Here is a 15,331-nt window from a genome sequence, read left to right as displayed (position 1 = left end):
ACAAACCCTTCATCCGCTTGCGGTAGCAACACGTAAACACTAACATTCTCAGCAGTCTTACGCACCCTGGCAGCCTTACCTCCATTAGCAACACTAGCAGCGCTTACTGTTACAGTAATCGTGACAGTATCACCAGGAAGATACCCCATCTTATTATCCACCTCGGTTGTGGTTGATATATCACCTGCGGTGGGAGTAGTTAAACGTGTTACAAAACCAGCGGGTGTCTTAGTGTTAAACAAACCCATAGTCGCTGCAACAACATCACGCAACAACACGTTTGAAACACTACGCGCCACCAAGCTAGCAACCTGCGCACCAACACCAGCAGCATCCACCCGCGTCGCAACAAAACCACCGGTCTTACTAGCCTTCCCGGTTGTAGACTGGTCAAGCGCTCCCGCCGGCTGCGGCGTAACCAAAACCCCCAACACCAGACCCAACACGAGCATAGTGGACGCGATACTACGCGCCCTGTAAAACCCTGAAACCAATCGTTTCAAAACAAACCCCCCTTAATCAGGAATACCTTACAGCAATTAAGAGTACCCCCCCCCCCCCGAATAAATCAAATCAAAAACCACACACACCAAAAACACTTTTCAAACACCACAACACCAGCGAGTAGCACTCTCAACTCACCCAGGGGGAAAATATAAAGATCGCAGCAACACAACCCCCTCTTAAAACACACACCAACCCCGGCAGTGCCTCGATCAGCACCGACACCGCCACAAAGCACGGGATTTACCGCACCAACACTGATCAGTAAACCCACAAAACCGCATGCACAATACAAACCCGCTCACCAAATAGGCAGATCCGCAACAGATCAGCCGGTGATCCGTTGTATATCCACTGCATATCCGTCACATATCCGCCCTAAAACTCGGGTTTTGCTCGTGCAATTTGCGCGCGCAAATTTATTCTGTTACCATTATTCACACTGCGAAGACGCGCCTGTAGCTCAGTTGGTTAGAGCACTTGGTTTACACCCAGGGGGTCGGGAGTTCGAGTCTCTCCGGGCGCACGAAAAACTGCCGCGGGGTTTGACCTACGGCAGTTTTACTATCTGCGCTATGCGACCGTTGTTGCTGGCAAATGAGCGGGGTGCGCCTGAGCTATGTGCTCAATAACCCGCACAACCTGGCAGCTGTAGCCAAACTCGTTGTCGTACCACACGTAAACAACGGCGGTTTTGTTATTTACCATGGTTGCTAGCCCGTCAACAACACCCGCACGGTTTGCGCCCACAAAGTCACTTGAAACAATCTCGGGTGAGGTCACAAAATCAATCTGTGTGCGGAGCTTGCCGGTGAGCGACTCTTCTTTCAAGCGCGCGTTCAAAGTGTCACGGTCGGTGGCGTTTGCTAGCTGTAGATTCAGAATTGCGAGCGACACATTCGGAGTTGGAACACGGATCGCATTGCCTGTGAGCTTGCCAGCAAACTCCGGCAGTGCTTTCGCAACCGCTTTTGCCGCGCCGGTCTCTGTGATAACCATGTTCAATGCCGCACCGCGTCCACGACGATCGCCCTTGTGGAAATTATCGATCAGGTTTTGATCGTTGGTGTAGCTATGCACGGTTTCAACGTGCCCGTGCGCAACTCCGTAGCTGTCGTTGATAACCTTCAGCACGGGAGTAATCGCATTGGTTGTGCAGCTCGCGGCAGAAACAATCTGATCGCCGTCGGTAATATCGGTGTGGTTAATGCCGTACACAATGTTTTTAAGATCGCCCTTGCCCGGCGCGGTTAGCAGCACGCGCGCAATTCCCGGCGCTTTAAGGTGCTGCTCAAGCCCCTCACGATCACGCCAGATACCCGTGTTATCAACGAGAATAGCGTTGTTAATGCCGTAGGAGGTGTAGTCTACACTGCTCGGGTCGTTCGAGTAGATAACCTGAATCCGCACGCCGTTTGCGATAATCACGTTATTGTCATAATCAACGTCAATGCTGCCATGGAATCTGCCGTGCACAGAATCACGTCGTAGCAGGTTAGCGCGCTTGTCAAGGTCGCCCTTGCCACCCGTACGCACAACTATTGCGCGCAGGTTGAGCCCGTTGCCGCTGCCAGTGTGGTCAATGATAATGCGCGCGATAAGACGCCCGATCCGCCCGAATCCGTAGAGCACAACATCTGTGCCTTGCTGTTTCTGTGCGGTTATTGTGGCAATTTGCGCGGTTAGGAACTCCTTGAGCGGTTTGTCCTGCGCCAGGAAGTTTTGCTGTAGCAGCGCTAAATCCAGCGACAGGGGAGGCGGACCAAGTAGCTCGAGCTCCGCTATTAGAGCCGCGGTGTCTTGCAGGCTCAGCTGCGCATTCGCTATGTGACGGAGGCGACGGTGCGCTTTGATAATGTCGATGGGGCTTTGCCCAACCAGACTGCGACCATGCACAGAAAGCACAACATCACACTCGCGATACAGCCGCCCAATTTTTGGAATTAGATTTTCTGCGGTTGCAATTTTTTGATTCCAAGAGTTTAGGTGCTCTTGTGATTTTTCTGCCATTTGTCTCCTTGTGGAAGATAGTGCTTAAGAAGCGGCGCGCGGGCTGCGCAGCCCGCCTTTAATTATTGCAGACTATCCTGAGCAAAAACACTTTACAGGCAGTAGGCTAGAAGCTATGACGCAACTGGCACAAATTATTGCAAGCTGTCAGCAGCTCTGGCCGGAAAAAACCGCCGCTAGCTGGGATCAGGTGGGGCTTGCGGTGGGCGATTTAAGCGCCCCGGTGCATAAAATTGTGCTCGCCGTTGACGCAGACTCGCAGATTATCGACAACGCCATTGCAGCTAAAGTCGATTTGATCATCACTCACCATCCGCTTTTAATGCGGGCAATTAACAGTGTTACCGTGAGCACTGGCAAGGGCAGCAACATCACGAAGCTAATTCAGGGCGGGTGCGCGCTGTATGCGGCGCACACAAACGCGGATATTCCAGCGGGCGGCGTTTCTGACGTGATTGCGCAGCGCCTTAAGCTGCAGGGCACAAAGCCGCTGCAGCCGAGCGAGCACGATGTGACGGTTGGAATCGGGCGGGTTGGCGCGCTTGCAGCAGAGTGCATGCTGCAGGAGTTTGCGGATCGGCTCGCGGGCATTTTTCCTGTCACAGCCGGCGGGATTAAAGTTGCCGGGGATGCTGCGCGGAAGATCCGCCGCGTATCCCTCTGCGGAGGAGCCGGTGACAGTCTGCTCTATAACCGTGAGGTGCTTGCATCTGATGTGTATATTACAAGTGATTTAAGGCACCATCCAGCGCAGGAGTTCGTTGAAAACAGCAGGGTCAGCGGCGGCCCCGCGCTGATCGATGTGGCGCACTGGGCGGCTGAATCGCTGTGGCTTGAGACGGCCGCGGCTCAACTTCGCGAGCTATTGCCAGAAATCGAGGTTAGAGTTGATATGACACGCACTGACCCGTGGAGTTTTACGGTGGGTCAGACACCGGGTAATGAAGGAGTGTAGAAATGCGCGCAAACAGGGCACAGCAACTGTTGCTATTAGAGCTGGCAGCGATTGACACGAAGATTTTACAGCTTGAAAAACAGGCTAAAACGCCGGCGGAAAAAGCGGTGTACGAGGCTAAAAGTGCTGCGCTGAAACCGCTGCGGCAGAATCTGTTGGTTTTGCAGCGGGAGTTTGACCTACTAGGTGGCGAGATTAAGCGGGCGCAGAACGAAATTGACGCGGTTGTTAAGCGGATCGTGCGCAATAAAACACAGCTGGCGAGTGCGCAGGACGCGAAACTCACGCAAAACCTTACAGCAGAGCAGGAGCAGCTGAGTGCCCGCAAAACCAAGCTCGAGGATGCGCAACTGGAGCTGCTTGAAAAAGCGGAGGGACTGGAGGCGCAAATTAGTGCCGCAGCAGCGGATCTGAAAACCGCCGGGGCGGAGCTGGTCAGCGCCGAAACCAAGCTCTCGCAAGCGCAACAGCGGATCGCAACTGAACTTTCGGAACTGAAAAGCGAGCGAGCCGGGCAGTCCGCCGAGATTACCGGTGAACTACTTGCCGAGTACGAGCAGATCCGCGCCCACAGCGGAATTGGCGCCGCAGCGTTTAAGAACGGCGTATCGGCTGCGAGCAATATGAAGCTGTCGCCGGGAGCCGTTGCGGAGCTTGCCAGCGCGGCTGAGGATGAAATCTGTTACTGCCCTGATACGGGCGCAATTTTGGTGCGCGTGTAGCTTGCCTGACCTGCGGTTAGTTGTGCGGGAGTTGCTCGAATAGGTGCGAAATACGCGATCGCTAATGGGCGACTGCGATTTTAACACTGCGCAATTTCTTCTCGGGCAGTTGCCGTATAGTTTTATGTGAATGGGTCGGTGAGATGATCGCGGCGTCCTAGTGCGTCGAGGAACGTCCGGGCTCCGCAGGGCATAACGGTGGGTAACACCCACCCGGGGTAACCCGCGAGAAAGTGCAACAGAGAGTAAACCGCCAGGCAACTGGTAAGGGTGAAAGGGTGGTGTAAGAGACCACCAGCGGATGTGGTGACACATCCGGCTAGGTAAACCTCGTTAGGAGCAAGACCGCGCAGAGCACGATGACGCGGCCCGCTGAGTGCTCGGGTAGGTTGCTAGAGCGCAGTGGTGACACTGCGCCCAGATAGATGATCATCACGGTATAACCGCACAGAACCCGGCGTATGATCTGACCCATTCACTTTTTAACGCCGCAATCGCAAATTTCATAGCTGCGTTGGCTATGCTGTAGTTAGAACTGCAGAAAGGTTAAACTAGTGAAATCTGAAATTACGGACACAGAGCCAGAAAAATACTGGTACAACACCAAAACGAGAGAGGTTGAAAAAGGTAAACAGGCGATGGCTATTTACCGCCTGGGGCCTTTTGAGAGCGCCGCAGCAGCCGCACAGGCTCCCGAGATTTTGCAAGCACGAAGCGCGCAGTGGCAGGCTGAAGAAGATGCTGCCGACGAATAATTTATTTGGACACACCACTAACAAGCAGGGGTTAAAGTGAGTAAACAGCGAGATCTTGTGTTGCGCACGCTGGAAGAACGCGGTGTGAAGTTCGTGCGACTGTGGTTTACAGACATTGCGGGAACGTTGAAAACGGTTGCTTTGGCACCCACCGAGGTTGAAAGCGCCTTTGCCGAGGGGATTGGTTTTGACGGTAGCGCAATTGAGGGATTAACGCGCGCGTTTGAGTCAGATCTGCTGGCAATTCCCGACGCCACAACCTTTAACCTACTGCCATGGCGAGGCGAGAGCGAGCCTACGGCGCGAATGTTTTGTGACTTGTTCACTCCGAACGGGGAACCGGCGGTGTCCGATCCGCGCCAGGTGTTAAAACGGCAGCTAGCAAAAGCCGCGGCGCACGGATTCACGTTTTACACACACCCCGAAATAGAGTTTTACCTGTTAGAGCAGCAAAACGACGCTAACGGGCAGCCCGTGCCAGTTGATCGCGCGGGGTACTTTGACAGCGTGCCGGGAGGATTGTCACACGATTTTAGGCGTGCTGCTGTTGCGATGCTCGAGAATCTGGGTATTTTTGTTGAGTTCAGTCATCACGAGGGTGGTCCCGGGCAAAATGAGATTGATCTGCGATACGCGGACGCCCTTACGATGGCGGATAATATTATGACTTTTCGCGCGATTGTGAAGGAGATCGCGATCGGGCAGGGCGCGCGGGCGACTTTTATGCCGAAGCCGTTTATGCAGTATCCGGGATCGGGAATGCATACCCACCTGTCCCTGTTTGAGGGCGAAGAAAACGCGTTTTTTGATGCGGGTGCGAAATATCAGCTGTCTATTACCGGGCGCCGTTTTGTAGCCGGGCTGCTGCGACACGCCGCTGAAATCACGGCCATTACCAACCAGTATGTGAACTCTTATAAGCGCCTGTGGGGCGGAGATGAGGCACCGTCTTATATTTCGTGGGGGCACCTGAACCATTCCGCGCTGGTGCGGATCCCAATGTATAAAACCGGCAAAAAATCGTCGGTGCGTGTTGAACATCGCGGGCTTGATCCGGCGTGCAACCCGTATTTGGCGTATGCGGTGTTGCTTGCGGCGGGGTTGAAGGGAATTACAGAAGAGTATGAGCTGCCGCCGGAAGCTGAAGAGAACATCTGGGCAATGAGCACCAATGAGAGGCGCGTGATGGGATTTGATCCGCTGCCACGAAGCCTTGATGAAGCGCTGAAAATAATGGAGGGCTCGGAGCTTATCGCGGAAACCCTAGGCGAGCAGGCTTTTGTCTATTTCCTGCGCGATAAAAAGCGCGAGATTGCCGAATACCACCGGCAGGTTACGCAGTGGGAGCTTGAAAAAAACCTGGATCAGCTTTAGCGATGAGCGCGGCGCAACCGAGTATTCTGCGGCAGCTGGCACGGGCAGGGTTTGCCGAGCTGACCCCCGCGCTTGCACAGATTACCAAGCTGGTAGCGTATAGCAGGCTTGATGTATCCGCTCAAATACAACATTTTGTGGGCGCGGCGGATCCCGACGCAGCCCTTGTTTACGCGCTGCGCTACGCAGAGACCGGGGCGCTAGATGCCGCCGCTTTAAGCGAGAGAGGGTGGCGTAATTTTGCGTTGCTGTTTGGGGCTTCTGCGGCGCTCGCCGATTTCTGGCTGCGCCACCCGCAAAACGTGCGCGATTTTTTGGAGGGCGGCGGATGCCTGCGCAGCGGCGCGGAATACTACGCTCTAATGCGTGAAGCAGTTGTGGAGATGTCAACGGCGGCGATCCCGATTATCGACCCGCTAGCACCGCCTGAGGCGACTGGCAACTTGCAAATTAAAGTTTTGGCGGGGGAATCAGGCTGGCTGCAGCTGCGGATCAAATACCGCCGCCTGCTTTCAGAAATTGTGTTGGCGGATCTGCACGAGAGTCTCGTAAGCGGCCCGCAGCGCCAGATCGCGGCGGTAACTGAAGCGCTGTCAGAGTTAGCCGGAGCGACAATTGCGGCGGCGCTAATGGTTGCCAGAGCAACTCTTGCCTGCGGCGGTGGTGCGGGAATACCCGTGTTGCGCGAGCACGCTCAAAAAGCACCGCTCACGGTTATCGCAATGGGTAAGTGCGGCGCGCGCGAGCTGAACGTGGTTTCTGATGTCGATGTGCTGTTTGTGACCGACCCCGAGCTTGCGCCCGAGCTGGCGAGCGAAACGGTTGTGCGAGTTGCCACCAGGCTGGCGAGCGAGCTGCTGAGGGTTGTGCAAGCGCCTAGTATTGAGCCGCCGTTGTGGGAGGTGGATGTCAGCCTGCGCCCGGAGGGGAAGCAGGGTGCGCTTGTGAGAACTCTCGGGTCGTATCTGAACTACTATGACAAGTGGGCTCAGGCGTGGGAGTTTCAGGCGCTGTTAAAAGCGCGTTTTATTGCCGGAGATGCTGCAACGGGGCAAAAGTTTATTGCGCAAACACAGCCCTATGTGTGGCGCTCGCGGGAACACAAAGATTTTGTTGGCAGTGTGCAGCGGATGCGGGAGCGCGTGACCGAGCACATTGATCCGCAAGATATTGAGAACCAGCTGAAGCTGGGCCCCGGTGGTCTGCGCGATATTGAGTTTAGCGTGCAACTGTTGCAGCTCGTGCACGGGGCGCACGATGAGCGCCTGCGGTGCGCGGCAACGCTTGGCGGGCTGGTTGCGCTCCGTGACGGTGGCTATATTGCGCGCACCGACGCGGAGGAGCTCGCCGCTGCGTATCAGTTTTTGCGCGTGCTAGAGCACCGCTTGCAGGCAAAGCAGCTGCGCCGCACCGCGCTAATTCCGGACGACCCCGAGGAGCTGCGTGTTTTGGCGCGAGCTGTGGGGCTGCAAAACAGCGAGCAGCTGCTTGCCAGTTGGCAGCAAACGAAAAGGCTGGTGCGTAAACTGCACCTGAAGGTTTTTTATGCCCCGCTGCTGAGCGCGGTTGCGCAGCTGCCACTCGCCGAGCTCGCGCTCACAACGGACGCCGCAGCGGCACGGCTCAAAAGCATTGGTTTCAAGGATCCCGCGGCCGCGCTTGGCCACCTTGCCGCGCTCACCGCCGGTACCAGCCGTCGCGCGCAGATTCAAAAGCACCTCCTGCCCGTTTTGGTGCAGTGGCTTGGGGAGGGCACAGATCCAGATTCGGGGTTGCTCGCGTTTCGGCGGATTAGCGAGGCAAACGCGGGCACGCCCTGGTATTTGCGGCTGCTGCGCGACGGGGCAGAGGCTGCCGAGCGTTTAATGAAAGTGCTTGCCGGGTCGCGGTATCTCGTAGATCTTTTAGAAAAAACCCCGGAGTCGGTTGCCTGGCTCGAAAACAACGAGAAACTCTGCGCGCGCTCATGCGATGATTTAACGGCTGAAATGCGACTTGTTACCTCCCGCAAAACCGGCATTGCGGCCGTTGGCGCGAGCCTGAGATCCCTAAACCGGCGTGAAATACTGCGGCTTGGGCTGGGCAGAATAACCGGCGTGTTAGACGAGGTTGCCGTTGCCGCAGGGCTTGATGCCACCTACACTGCGCTGCTGCGGGTGCTGTTAGAGCAGGTGAGCGCTCACACTACGGGCGCTAGCGAGCTTGAAATTGCGATAATCGCGATGGGGCGTTACGGCGGCGGGGAGCTAGGATTTGCCTCTGATCTTGACGTGATCGTGGTGTATCGCGCGCCCGAGGGACACGCGGGCGGGCTTGACACGGCGTTGCAGGTTATTAACTTGCTGGCTGAGCAGACGCGGGATCCGCTGTGTGGATTGGAGCTTGACTTCGATTTGCGACCCGACGGTAAAAACGGACCGCTGGTGCGCAATCTCGCGGGGTATCAAAAATACTACGAGAGCCGCTCGCTCACCTGGGAGGCGCAGGCGCTGTTGCGCGCCAAATACGTTGCTGGCAGCGCTCAGCTCGGGCAGGATTTTATGCGGCTGGCTGACGCTGTCCGCTATCCAAACAATTTTACAGCGGATCAGTTGCGCGAGGTGCGCTTGCTCAAAGCGCGCATGGAAAATGAGCGGATACCGCGCGGGGTGCAGCCGCGCCGGCACTTGAAACTGGGCCCGGGCGGGGTCAGTGACACGGAGTGGTTTGTGCAGCTGCTGCAGTTGCAGCACGCGCACCAGTACGAGCGTTTGCGCACAACCAGCACCGTGCAGGCGCTCACCGAGGCAGCCGCGCTCGGGCTGTGCGCGCGAGCGGACGCAACCACGCTGATTAAATCGTGGCAGCTTGCCAGCGAGCTGCGCTCGGCGCAAATGCTGTGGGCTGGCAGAAACAGTGACACACTGCCGCAGGATCGCCACGATCTCGAGGGAGTGGGGCGGATCTTAGATTACAAGCCCGGCACAACAACCGCGCTAGAAGAAGCGTGGTTTGCGTTATCACGCAAATCGCGGCGTATTTTTGAACGCGAGTTTTATGGTATCAGCGCGGATGATGGGAGGGTGGACACATCGTGAGATACCGGATAAATCTAAGATAAGCACGTGCGCGACACGATTCACGGAGCTACTTAAACTTTCTTTTTAACCGCTTCTAGAGCCAGGTCTGCCGCTCCAATTAGCCCTGCTGAATTTCGTAATTTAGCCAACAGAATTAAAGGACTGGGGCGGTAATCGGAGGCGACCAGGTTTTCTTTGAAGGACTCAGCTACAGGCACACGCAATAGATCTCCCGCTTCAGAGACTCCGCCAGCTAGGACGAAAACTTCTGGATCCAGAATTGCGGCAAGATTAACCATCCCTCGCCCGAGCCATTTGCCTATTTCACGGAATGAATCTTGGGCAGCGCGATCGCCCTCGGACGCAGCTTTTGTCACAATTAACCCGGTGATTCCCGCCGGAGAACCTCCTGCTAATTCAAGCATTTTTGAAGCATCAGCGGGAGTCTGAGCGGCACGGGTGCGCGCATACTCTACTAGAGCATTGCCCGAAGAGTACATCTCCCAGCACCCGTTTGCGCCGCAGCCGCACAGACGCCCCGCCGCAACCATGTTCATATGACCGATTTCTCCTGCGAAGCCGTAACTTCCGCGGATTAAGCGGTCTTCAAGAATAATTCCTCCGCCGATTCCAGTGCCTACTGTGATAACTGCTGCAGTATGGTGGTTTTGAGCTGCGCCAAACTTAAACTCTCCCCAGGCGGCAACATTTGCATCGTTTTCTAATATCACCGGCAGCTGGGTGGATGACGATATTTTTTGGGATAGGGGCTCATTATGCCAGGTTATGTTTGGCGAAAAGATGATTTTCGAGCGGGAATTATCAATAAACCCTGGAGCGCCCAGACCCACAGCGGTCACTTCATAATTACTGCGTAGTTCTGCGATAACAGCCAAGATTGTGTTGGTTGTTGCATTAGGATCAGCCGCTGGGGTGGGTTTTGTAACTGTTGCGAGGACTTCTCCATCCGCAGTTACCACACCACCGGCTATCTTTGTGCCGCCAATATCAATTCCAATCGCCATAGACATAATAAGTCCCTTACTTTTGTTACTCTACCATGTCTTCAAGTTCGACACCGCGGGTTTCACGCACAAACTTCCAGACCAGGAAGAAGGAAATAAGCGCGAAAGCTGCGTATAGACCGTAGGCCAGCCCCAGCGAGAATTCGGCGAGCTGTGGGAACGTTTGGGTTACAAGGAAGTTTGCGAACCACTGCACAAATCCGGCTATGGCCAAAGCGGCGCCGCGAATCTTGTTCGGGAACATCTCGCCCAGCATTACCCACATTACAGGACCCCATGAAACGCCGAAGAAAACAACGAACAGGTTAGCGCTGACAAGTGCAACAGGTCCGGCAATTCCCTCGAGGATAGGCTCGCCTGCGCCGACAGTTGCGGTAGCGAAAACGATGCCCATGATTCCAAGTGTTACTGCCATGCCCGCAGAACCTACTAGCAGCAGTGGTTTACGTCCAACTTTATCAACCAGCATAATAGCTACGATGGTGACTGTCACGTTGATTGCAGCTGAAATGAGAGAGAAAATAAACGACTGTGATTCATCGAAGCCGACTGATTGCCACAGGGTGTTGGAGTAGTAGAACACCACGTTGATACCTACTAGCTGCTGGAAAACTGCCAGCAAAATACCAGCCCAAACGATTGGTTTCAGACCGGCTACTTTGCCACGGATATCGGAGAACCGAGGTTTGCGATTGGTGCGCAGTGTTTCTTCGATCCGAGTCAATGATGCGTCCACGTCTTTTTCGGAGAGCGCAATGCTAAGCGCCCGTCGTGCTTCCGCTTGTTTTCCGATGGATACGAGGAAGCGTGGAGACTCAGGAATGAGGTATGCGCCCACTAAGTAGGCTGCAGCAGGCAGGCACTCTACTAACAGCATCCAGCGCCATGCTTCTAGCCCCCAGAGCCATTCTGCGCCGGATGAGCCGGCGCTATCAGCAATTAACTTGTTGATTAACTGGGAAAAGAAGATACCCAGAACGATAGCAAACTGCTGTAAGGATCCTAGGCGACCGCGGACGCGAGTGGGAGCTATTTCTGCAATGTAGGCAGGCGCAATAATAGACGCGATACCCATGCCCACACCGCCGATAACGCGGAACACCACAAGCGAGATTATTTCTGGTGCTAAACCGGAGCCGACAGCTGAAATTAAGAACAGCGCTGCGGCTATTTTCATTACTAGAATGCGACCGTGTTTATCGGCTAGATTCCCTCCGCAGAAAGCGCCGATGGCCGCGCCGATTAGCGCTGAAGCTACCGCAAAACATAAAATTCCAGAGCCGACTTCAAACTGTGCGCGAATAGCCTCGGTGGCACCATTGATTACCGCTGAATCATATCCGAATAGAAAGCCGGCTAACGCGGCTATAGAAACTATGAGGACGACTGAGCGCCCAGCTGTGCTTTTAGTGTTTTTCATTAAAAACCCCCCACGATAATACTTTTTGTTGATTTGCAAACTGCAATCTTACTTTATTGTTAATGTAACGATTTTGAAAACTTATTTGTTTCACTGGCTCGTACCCGTCGAATGGGCGAGTTTGAATCAGCTTTAATTCGTAAGTCAGTACGTTTCGTCTACGTAGAATATTATAAGACATATTTGCTTTAGCACGCCGCAGTGTTTGACAATATATTTTATCTGATGTGATTTTAGATTCTGTGGCGCTAAAAGTGGTTTCCTAGCAGAAAACCAGAAGCAAAACTAATTTTTATTAGCACACTAACAAGCGGCAGCTTTAGATATATAGATTAGCTTGGCTAGCGTGCTGTTATAGCATTATTAGCCAAGCTAATCTGTGGAGTGCGTTGAACCTATTACGAAAAGGTTGGAGCTAGCGATTTCATACCTGATTTTTGTGCCGCATGCCACACCTCGATGTCTTGTAATCCGGCGCGTTTTGCTACGACGGTGGGCACAAGTGTTTGCCCTGTGACATTTACGGCGGTGCGACCCATATCTACAATTGGCTCGACTGCAAGTAGCAGTCCAACCCCCTCGAGTGGCAGCCCGAGAGTTGATAGCACTAGGGTGAGCATTACCGTTGCGCCGGTTGTGCCGGCGGTTGCCGCCGAGCCAATTACCGCAATAAAAATGATGAGCAGATACTGTGTGATACTCAGTTCGATACCGTAAAATTGCGCGACAAAAATTGCGGCAATCGCTGGATAAACTGCGGCGCAACCGTCCATTTTGGTTGTTGCGCCGAGCGGCACCGCAAACGAGGCGTAACTGGACGGCACGCCGAGTGCACGCTCGGCAATGCGCTGAGTGACAGGCATCACGCCCATTGATGATCGGGTTACAAAACTGAGTGAGGATACCGGCCATACGCGACGATAAAAACCGAGCACGGGAATCCCGTTGAGTTTTAACACGGTTGGATAGATTGCCGTGATCACTAGCGCAAGTCCGATATAAACTGCGAGCACAAATTTGCCGAGCGTGCCGAGCGCGCTCCAGCCATAAGTGGAGACGGCTTTGCCAATAAGTGCGGCGGTGCCAATCGGGGCAAGCCGAATGATCCACCATAAAACAACCTGAATCACTTTTAAGAACGATTCTGTAAAATTCAAAAAGGGTTCAGCTGCTTTGCCGGTTTTTATAGCTGCAATACCTATAGCTAGTGAGATTACGAGTAGCTGCAGCACGTTGAAGCTGAGTGACACTTTGTCATCAGCAAGATTGGCAGATAGTCCGAAGAAGTTTGTCGGGAGAATTGTTTGCAGAAACCCAAACCAGGATCCTCTTGTTTTCGGCTCAGAGGCGGTTGCCGCATCAATGCTGGTGTCCACTCCCGGTTGTGTGAGCAGCGCTACCGCAATTCCAGCGAACACTGAGGCGAACGCGGTTATCGCAAACCACATTAGGGTTGAGAGCGCAAGTTTGGCGGCGTTAGTTACCCTACGCAGATTCGCGATCGAGGTTACAACCGCCGCAAAAATTAGGGGCGCAACTAGCAGCCGCAGCAACTGCACATAGGCGTTGCCAACCTGGGTGAGTGAGTTTGATAGCCACTCGATATTGTTTTCGCGGGCATTAAACCCGAGTATCAGACCTAGAATCAGACCGGCGGCTATATGGGCGCTAAATCCTGTGAGCCATTTTGGCGTACGAGTTTTTGCTGCTGCGTTGGGCGTAGACCGGGTTTTTGACATTGCTGATAAATCTTTCTTGTTTGTAAATCGCGGTTTATTTGTATGCTTTTTGCTGTTTTGGAACGGGAGGCCGTTCCAAAACAGCAACCTTAATAGATTATTATAAATAATATAACTAAACGTTATTTTGCGCAAGCAAAACCGCGGGTCGGCGTGTTTTTATTAGCGCAATTGAGTGCCGTCGAATAGAAATATAAGAAGAGCACAAAATAGTGCATATTTCAAGGAGGCGCTATTTAATTAAACCGGGCTAAGACCAGATACTGCTTTGATAGCTTATGAGGTTAGCGTTGCTGCAAGAAAAAGTTATGTGGTAACGCCAACCGTAACCGAATATTTTAGATAGAGTAGTACAGCTCAAACTCCATCGGATGCGGGCGCAGCGCGAGCTGTTCGATTTCTGCGGTGCGCTTGTAGTAGAGCCACGATTCAATAAGCTCTTTGGTAAACACATCGCCGACCAAAAGATACTCGTGATCGCGCTCAAGATTAGCCAACGCCTCATCGAGCGACCCGGGAACCTGCGGGATTCCCCTGGCCTCCTCAGGTGGCAGCTCGTAGAGATCCTTATCGATCGGCGCGAGCGGCTCGATGCGATTGCGAATGCCGTCTAGCCCTGCCATTAACTGCGCCGCAAAAGCCAGGTACGGATTACTAGCGCCATCGGGTGCCCTAAACTCGATCCGCTTTGCCTTGGGGTTGCTGCCGGTGAGGGGGATGCGGATCGCCGCAGATCGGTTTCCTGCCGAATAGGCGAGATTAACCGGCGCTTCGTAGCCCTTAACAAGTCTGCGATAGCTGTTAATTGTTGGGTTTGTGAACGCAAGCAGTGACGGGGCGTGCTGCAAAATCCCCCCGATATACCAGCGCGCGGTGTCGCTGAGCCCGGCGTAGCCGTTCTCATCGTAAAAAAGCGGTTCACCGTTAGCCCACAGTGACATATGCGTGTGCATTCCTGAACCGTTATCACCGGCTACGGGTTTTGGCATGAAGGTTGCGGTTTTACCCCACAGCTCGGAGGTGTTTTTTACGATGTATTTGAACTTGAGCACATCATCCGCCGCCGCAACCAGCGTGTTGAAGCGGTAGTTAATTTCTGCCTGACCGGGAGCACCAACCTCGTGGTGTGAGCGCTCCAGGTGCAATCCCGCTTCGATTAGGCGCAGCGAGATATCATCGCGTAGATCCGCCTGCTTATCAACAGGTGATACCGGGAAGTAGCCGCCTTTAACCGGGGTTTTATTGCCCAGGTTGCCGTCCGGCTCGTTTGCGTAGCTGTTCCAGGGGGCTTCTTCTGCGTCAATTTCGTATCCGCTCGCCTGTGGCTCGTTGCGCACTTTAACGGAGTCAAAAACGTAGAACTCGGCTTCTGACGCGAAAAATGCGGTGTCGGCAATGCCAGATGAGGCGAGATACTTTTCGGCTTTTTTGGCGACCTGCCGGGGGTCTTTATGGAATATTTCACCTGTGCGTGGGTTGTAAATATCGCAGATAACAATCAGCGTTGCCTCGGCGCGAAACTGGTCTATGTATGCGGTTGTAACGTCTGGGATGAGCTGCAGATCTGATTCTGCGATGCCGACAAAGCCGCGGATCGAGGAGCCGTCAAACATCTGCCCCGAGGTGAAAAAACTCTCGTCAAGCGTTGCGGCCGGGACGTTGAAATGCTGCTGAACTCCGGGGAGATCTGTGAATCTGATATCAACAAACTTAATATCGTTTGCTTGGATATACGACATCATCTCTGCGGGTGTACTAAACAAATTAG

Annotated in this window: 11 protein-coding genes, 1 tRNA gene and 1 other RNA gene; 7 read left to right on the top strand and 6 right to left on the bottom strand. The window is 53.9% G+C overall.

Going from position 1 to position 15,331, the window contains the following annotated elements:
* Positions 1–503: hypothetical protein (locus tag KJY78_RS02185; protein WP_214336882.1), on the bottom strand; the 503-nt coding region annotated here is incomplete at its 3' end.
* A 453-nt stretch (positions 504–956) separates the two neighbouring features.
* Here KJY78_RS02185 and KJY78_RS02180 point away from each other — a divergent pair.
* Positions 957–1,030: transfer RNA gene (locus KJY78_RS02180), tRNA-Val, on the top strand.
* 47 nt (positions 1,031–1,077) lie between these two features.
* On the opposite strand, the gene KJY78_RS02175 is transcribed toward KJY78_RS02180, so the two are convergent.
* Positions 1,078–2,514 (bottom strand): glyceraldehyde-3-phosphate dehydrogenase, encoded by a 1,437-nt coding sequence (locus KJY78_RS02175; protein ID WP_214336881.1) that lies wholly within the window; start codon positions 2,512–2,514, stop codon positions 1,078–1,080.
* A 115-nt stretch (positions 2,515–2,629) separates the two neighbouring features.
* On the opposite strand from KJY78_RS02175, the gene KJY78_RS02170 reads away from it, so the two are divergent.
* The 6 genes from KJY78_RS02170 (at position 2,630) to KJY78_RS02145 (ending at position 9,397) form a co-directional block, all read left to right on the top strand.
* A complete protein-coding gene (locus KJY78_RS02170; protein WP_214336880.1) occupies positions 2,630–3,469 on the top strand; it encodes a Nif3-like dinuclear metal center hexameric protein in 840 nt (279 codons plus the stop codon).
* A gap of 2 nt (positions 3,470–3,471) precedes the next feature.
* Positions 3,472–4,191, top strand: coding sequence for a zinc ribbon domain-containing protein (locus tag KJY78_RS02165; protein WP_214336878.1), 720 nt, complete (start codon positions 3,472–3,474; stop codon positions 4,189–4,191).
* 131 nt (positions 4,192–4,322) lie between these two features.
* Positions 4,323–4,669: RNase P RNA component class A (gene rnpB, locus KJY78_RS02160), an RNA gene on the top strand.
* A gap of 76 nt (positions 4,670–4,745) precedes the next feature.
* The gene (locus KJY78_RS02155) at positions 4,746–4,946 is read left to right on the top strand and encodes an SPOR domain-containing protein (protein WP_348771161.1); all 201 of its coding nucleotides are present in this window, start codon (positions 4,746–4,748) and stop codon (positions 4,944–4,946) included.
* 36 nt (positions 4,947–4,982) lie between these two features.
* Positions 4,983–6,320: a glutamine synthetase family protein gene (locus tag KJY78_RS02150; RefSeq protein WP_214336876.1), complete on the top strand. Its 1,338-nt coding sequence runs from the start codon at positions 4,983–4,985 to the stop codon at positions 6,318–6,320.
* Between the two features lie 2 nt (positions 6,321–6,322).
* Positions 6,323–9,397 (top strand): bifunctional [glutamine synthetase] adenylyltransferase/[glutamine synthetase]-adenylyl-L-tyrosine phosphorylase, encoded by a 3,075-nt coding sequence (locus tag KJY78_RS02145; RefSeq protein ID WP_214336874.1) that lies wholly within the window; start codon positions 6,323–6,325, stop codon positions 9,395–9,397.
* Between the two features lie 53 nt (positions 9,398–9,450).
* Here KJY78_RS02145 and KJY78_RS02140 read toward each other — a convergent pair whose 3' ends face one another.
* The 4 genes from KJY78_RS02140 to glnA all read right to left on the bottom strand — a co-directional run bounded on the left by KJY78_RS02140 (position 9,451) and on the right by glnA (position 15,305).
* Positions 9,451–10,410, bottom strand: coding sequence for an ROK family glucokinase (locus KJY78_RS02140; protein ID WP_214336872.1), 960 nt, complete (start codon positions 10,408–10,410; stop codon positions 9,451–9,453).
* A gap of 19 nt (positions 10,411–10,429) precedes the next feature.
* Positions 10,430–11,863, bottom strand: a complete 1,434-nt coding sequence (locus KJY78_RS02135) for a sugar porter family MFS transporter (RefSeq protein WP_348771160.1) — start codon at positions 11,861–11,863, stop codon at positions 10,430–10,432.
* A gap of 359 nt (positions 11,864–12,222) precedes the next feature.
* Entirely contained in the window at positions 12,223–13,563 is a 1,341-nt protein-coding gene (locus tag KJY78_RS02130) for a dicarboxylate/amino acid:cation symporter (RefSeq protein ID WP_214336871.1), read from the bottom strand.
* Between the two features lie 338 nt (positions 13,564–13,901).
* Positions 13,902–15,305 (bottom strand): type I glutamate--ammonia ligase, encoded by a 1,404-nt coding sequence (gene glnA, locus KJY78_RS02125; RefSeq protein ID WP_431732319.1) that lies wholly within the window; start codon positions 15,303–15,305, stop codon positions 13,902–13,904.
* Positions 15,306–15,331 lie beyond the last annotated feature (26 nt).

Origin of the sequence: Canibacter zhuwentaonis (genome assembly GCF_018531145.1) — a bacterium.
Lineage (GTDB): Bacteria > Actinomycetota > Actinomycetes > Actinomycetales > Microbacteriaceae > Canibacter > Canibacter zhuwentaonis.
The sequence above is the reverse complement of the archived record's forward strand: the minus strand, read 5'-3'. Positions and strand labels throughout refer to the sequence as shown.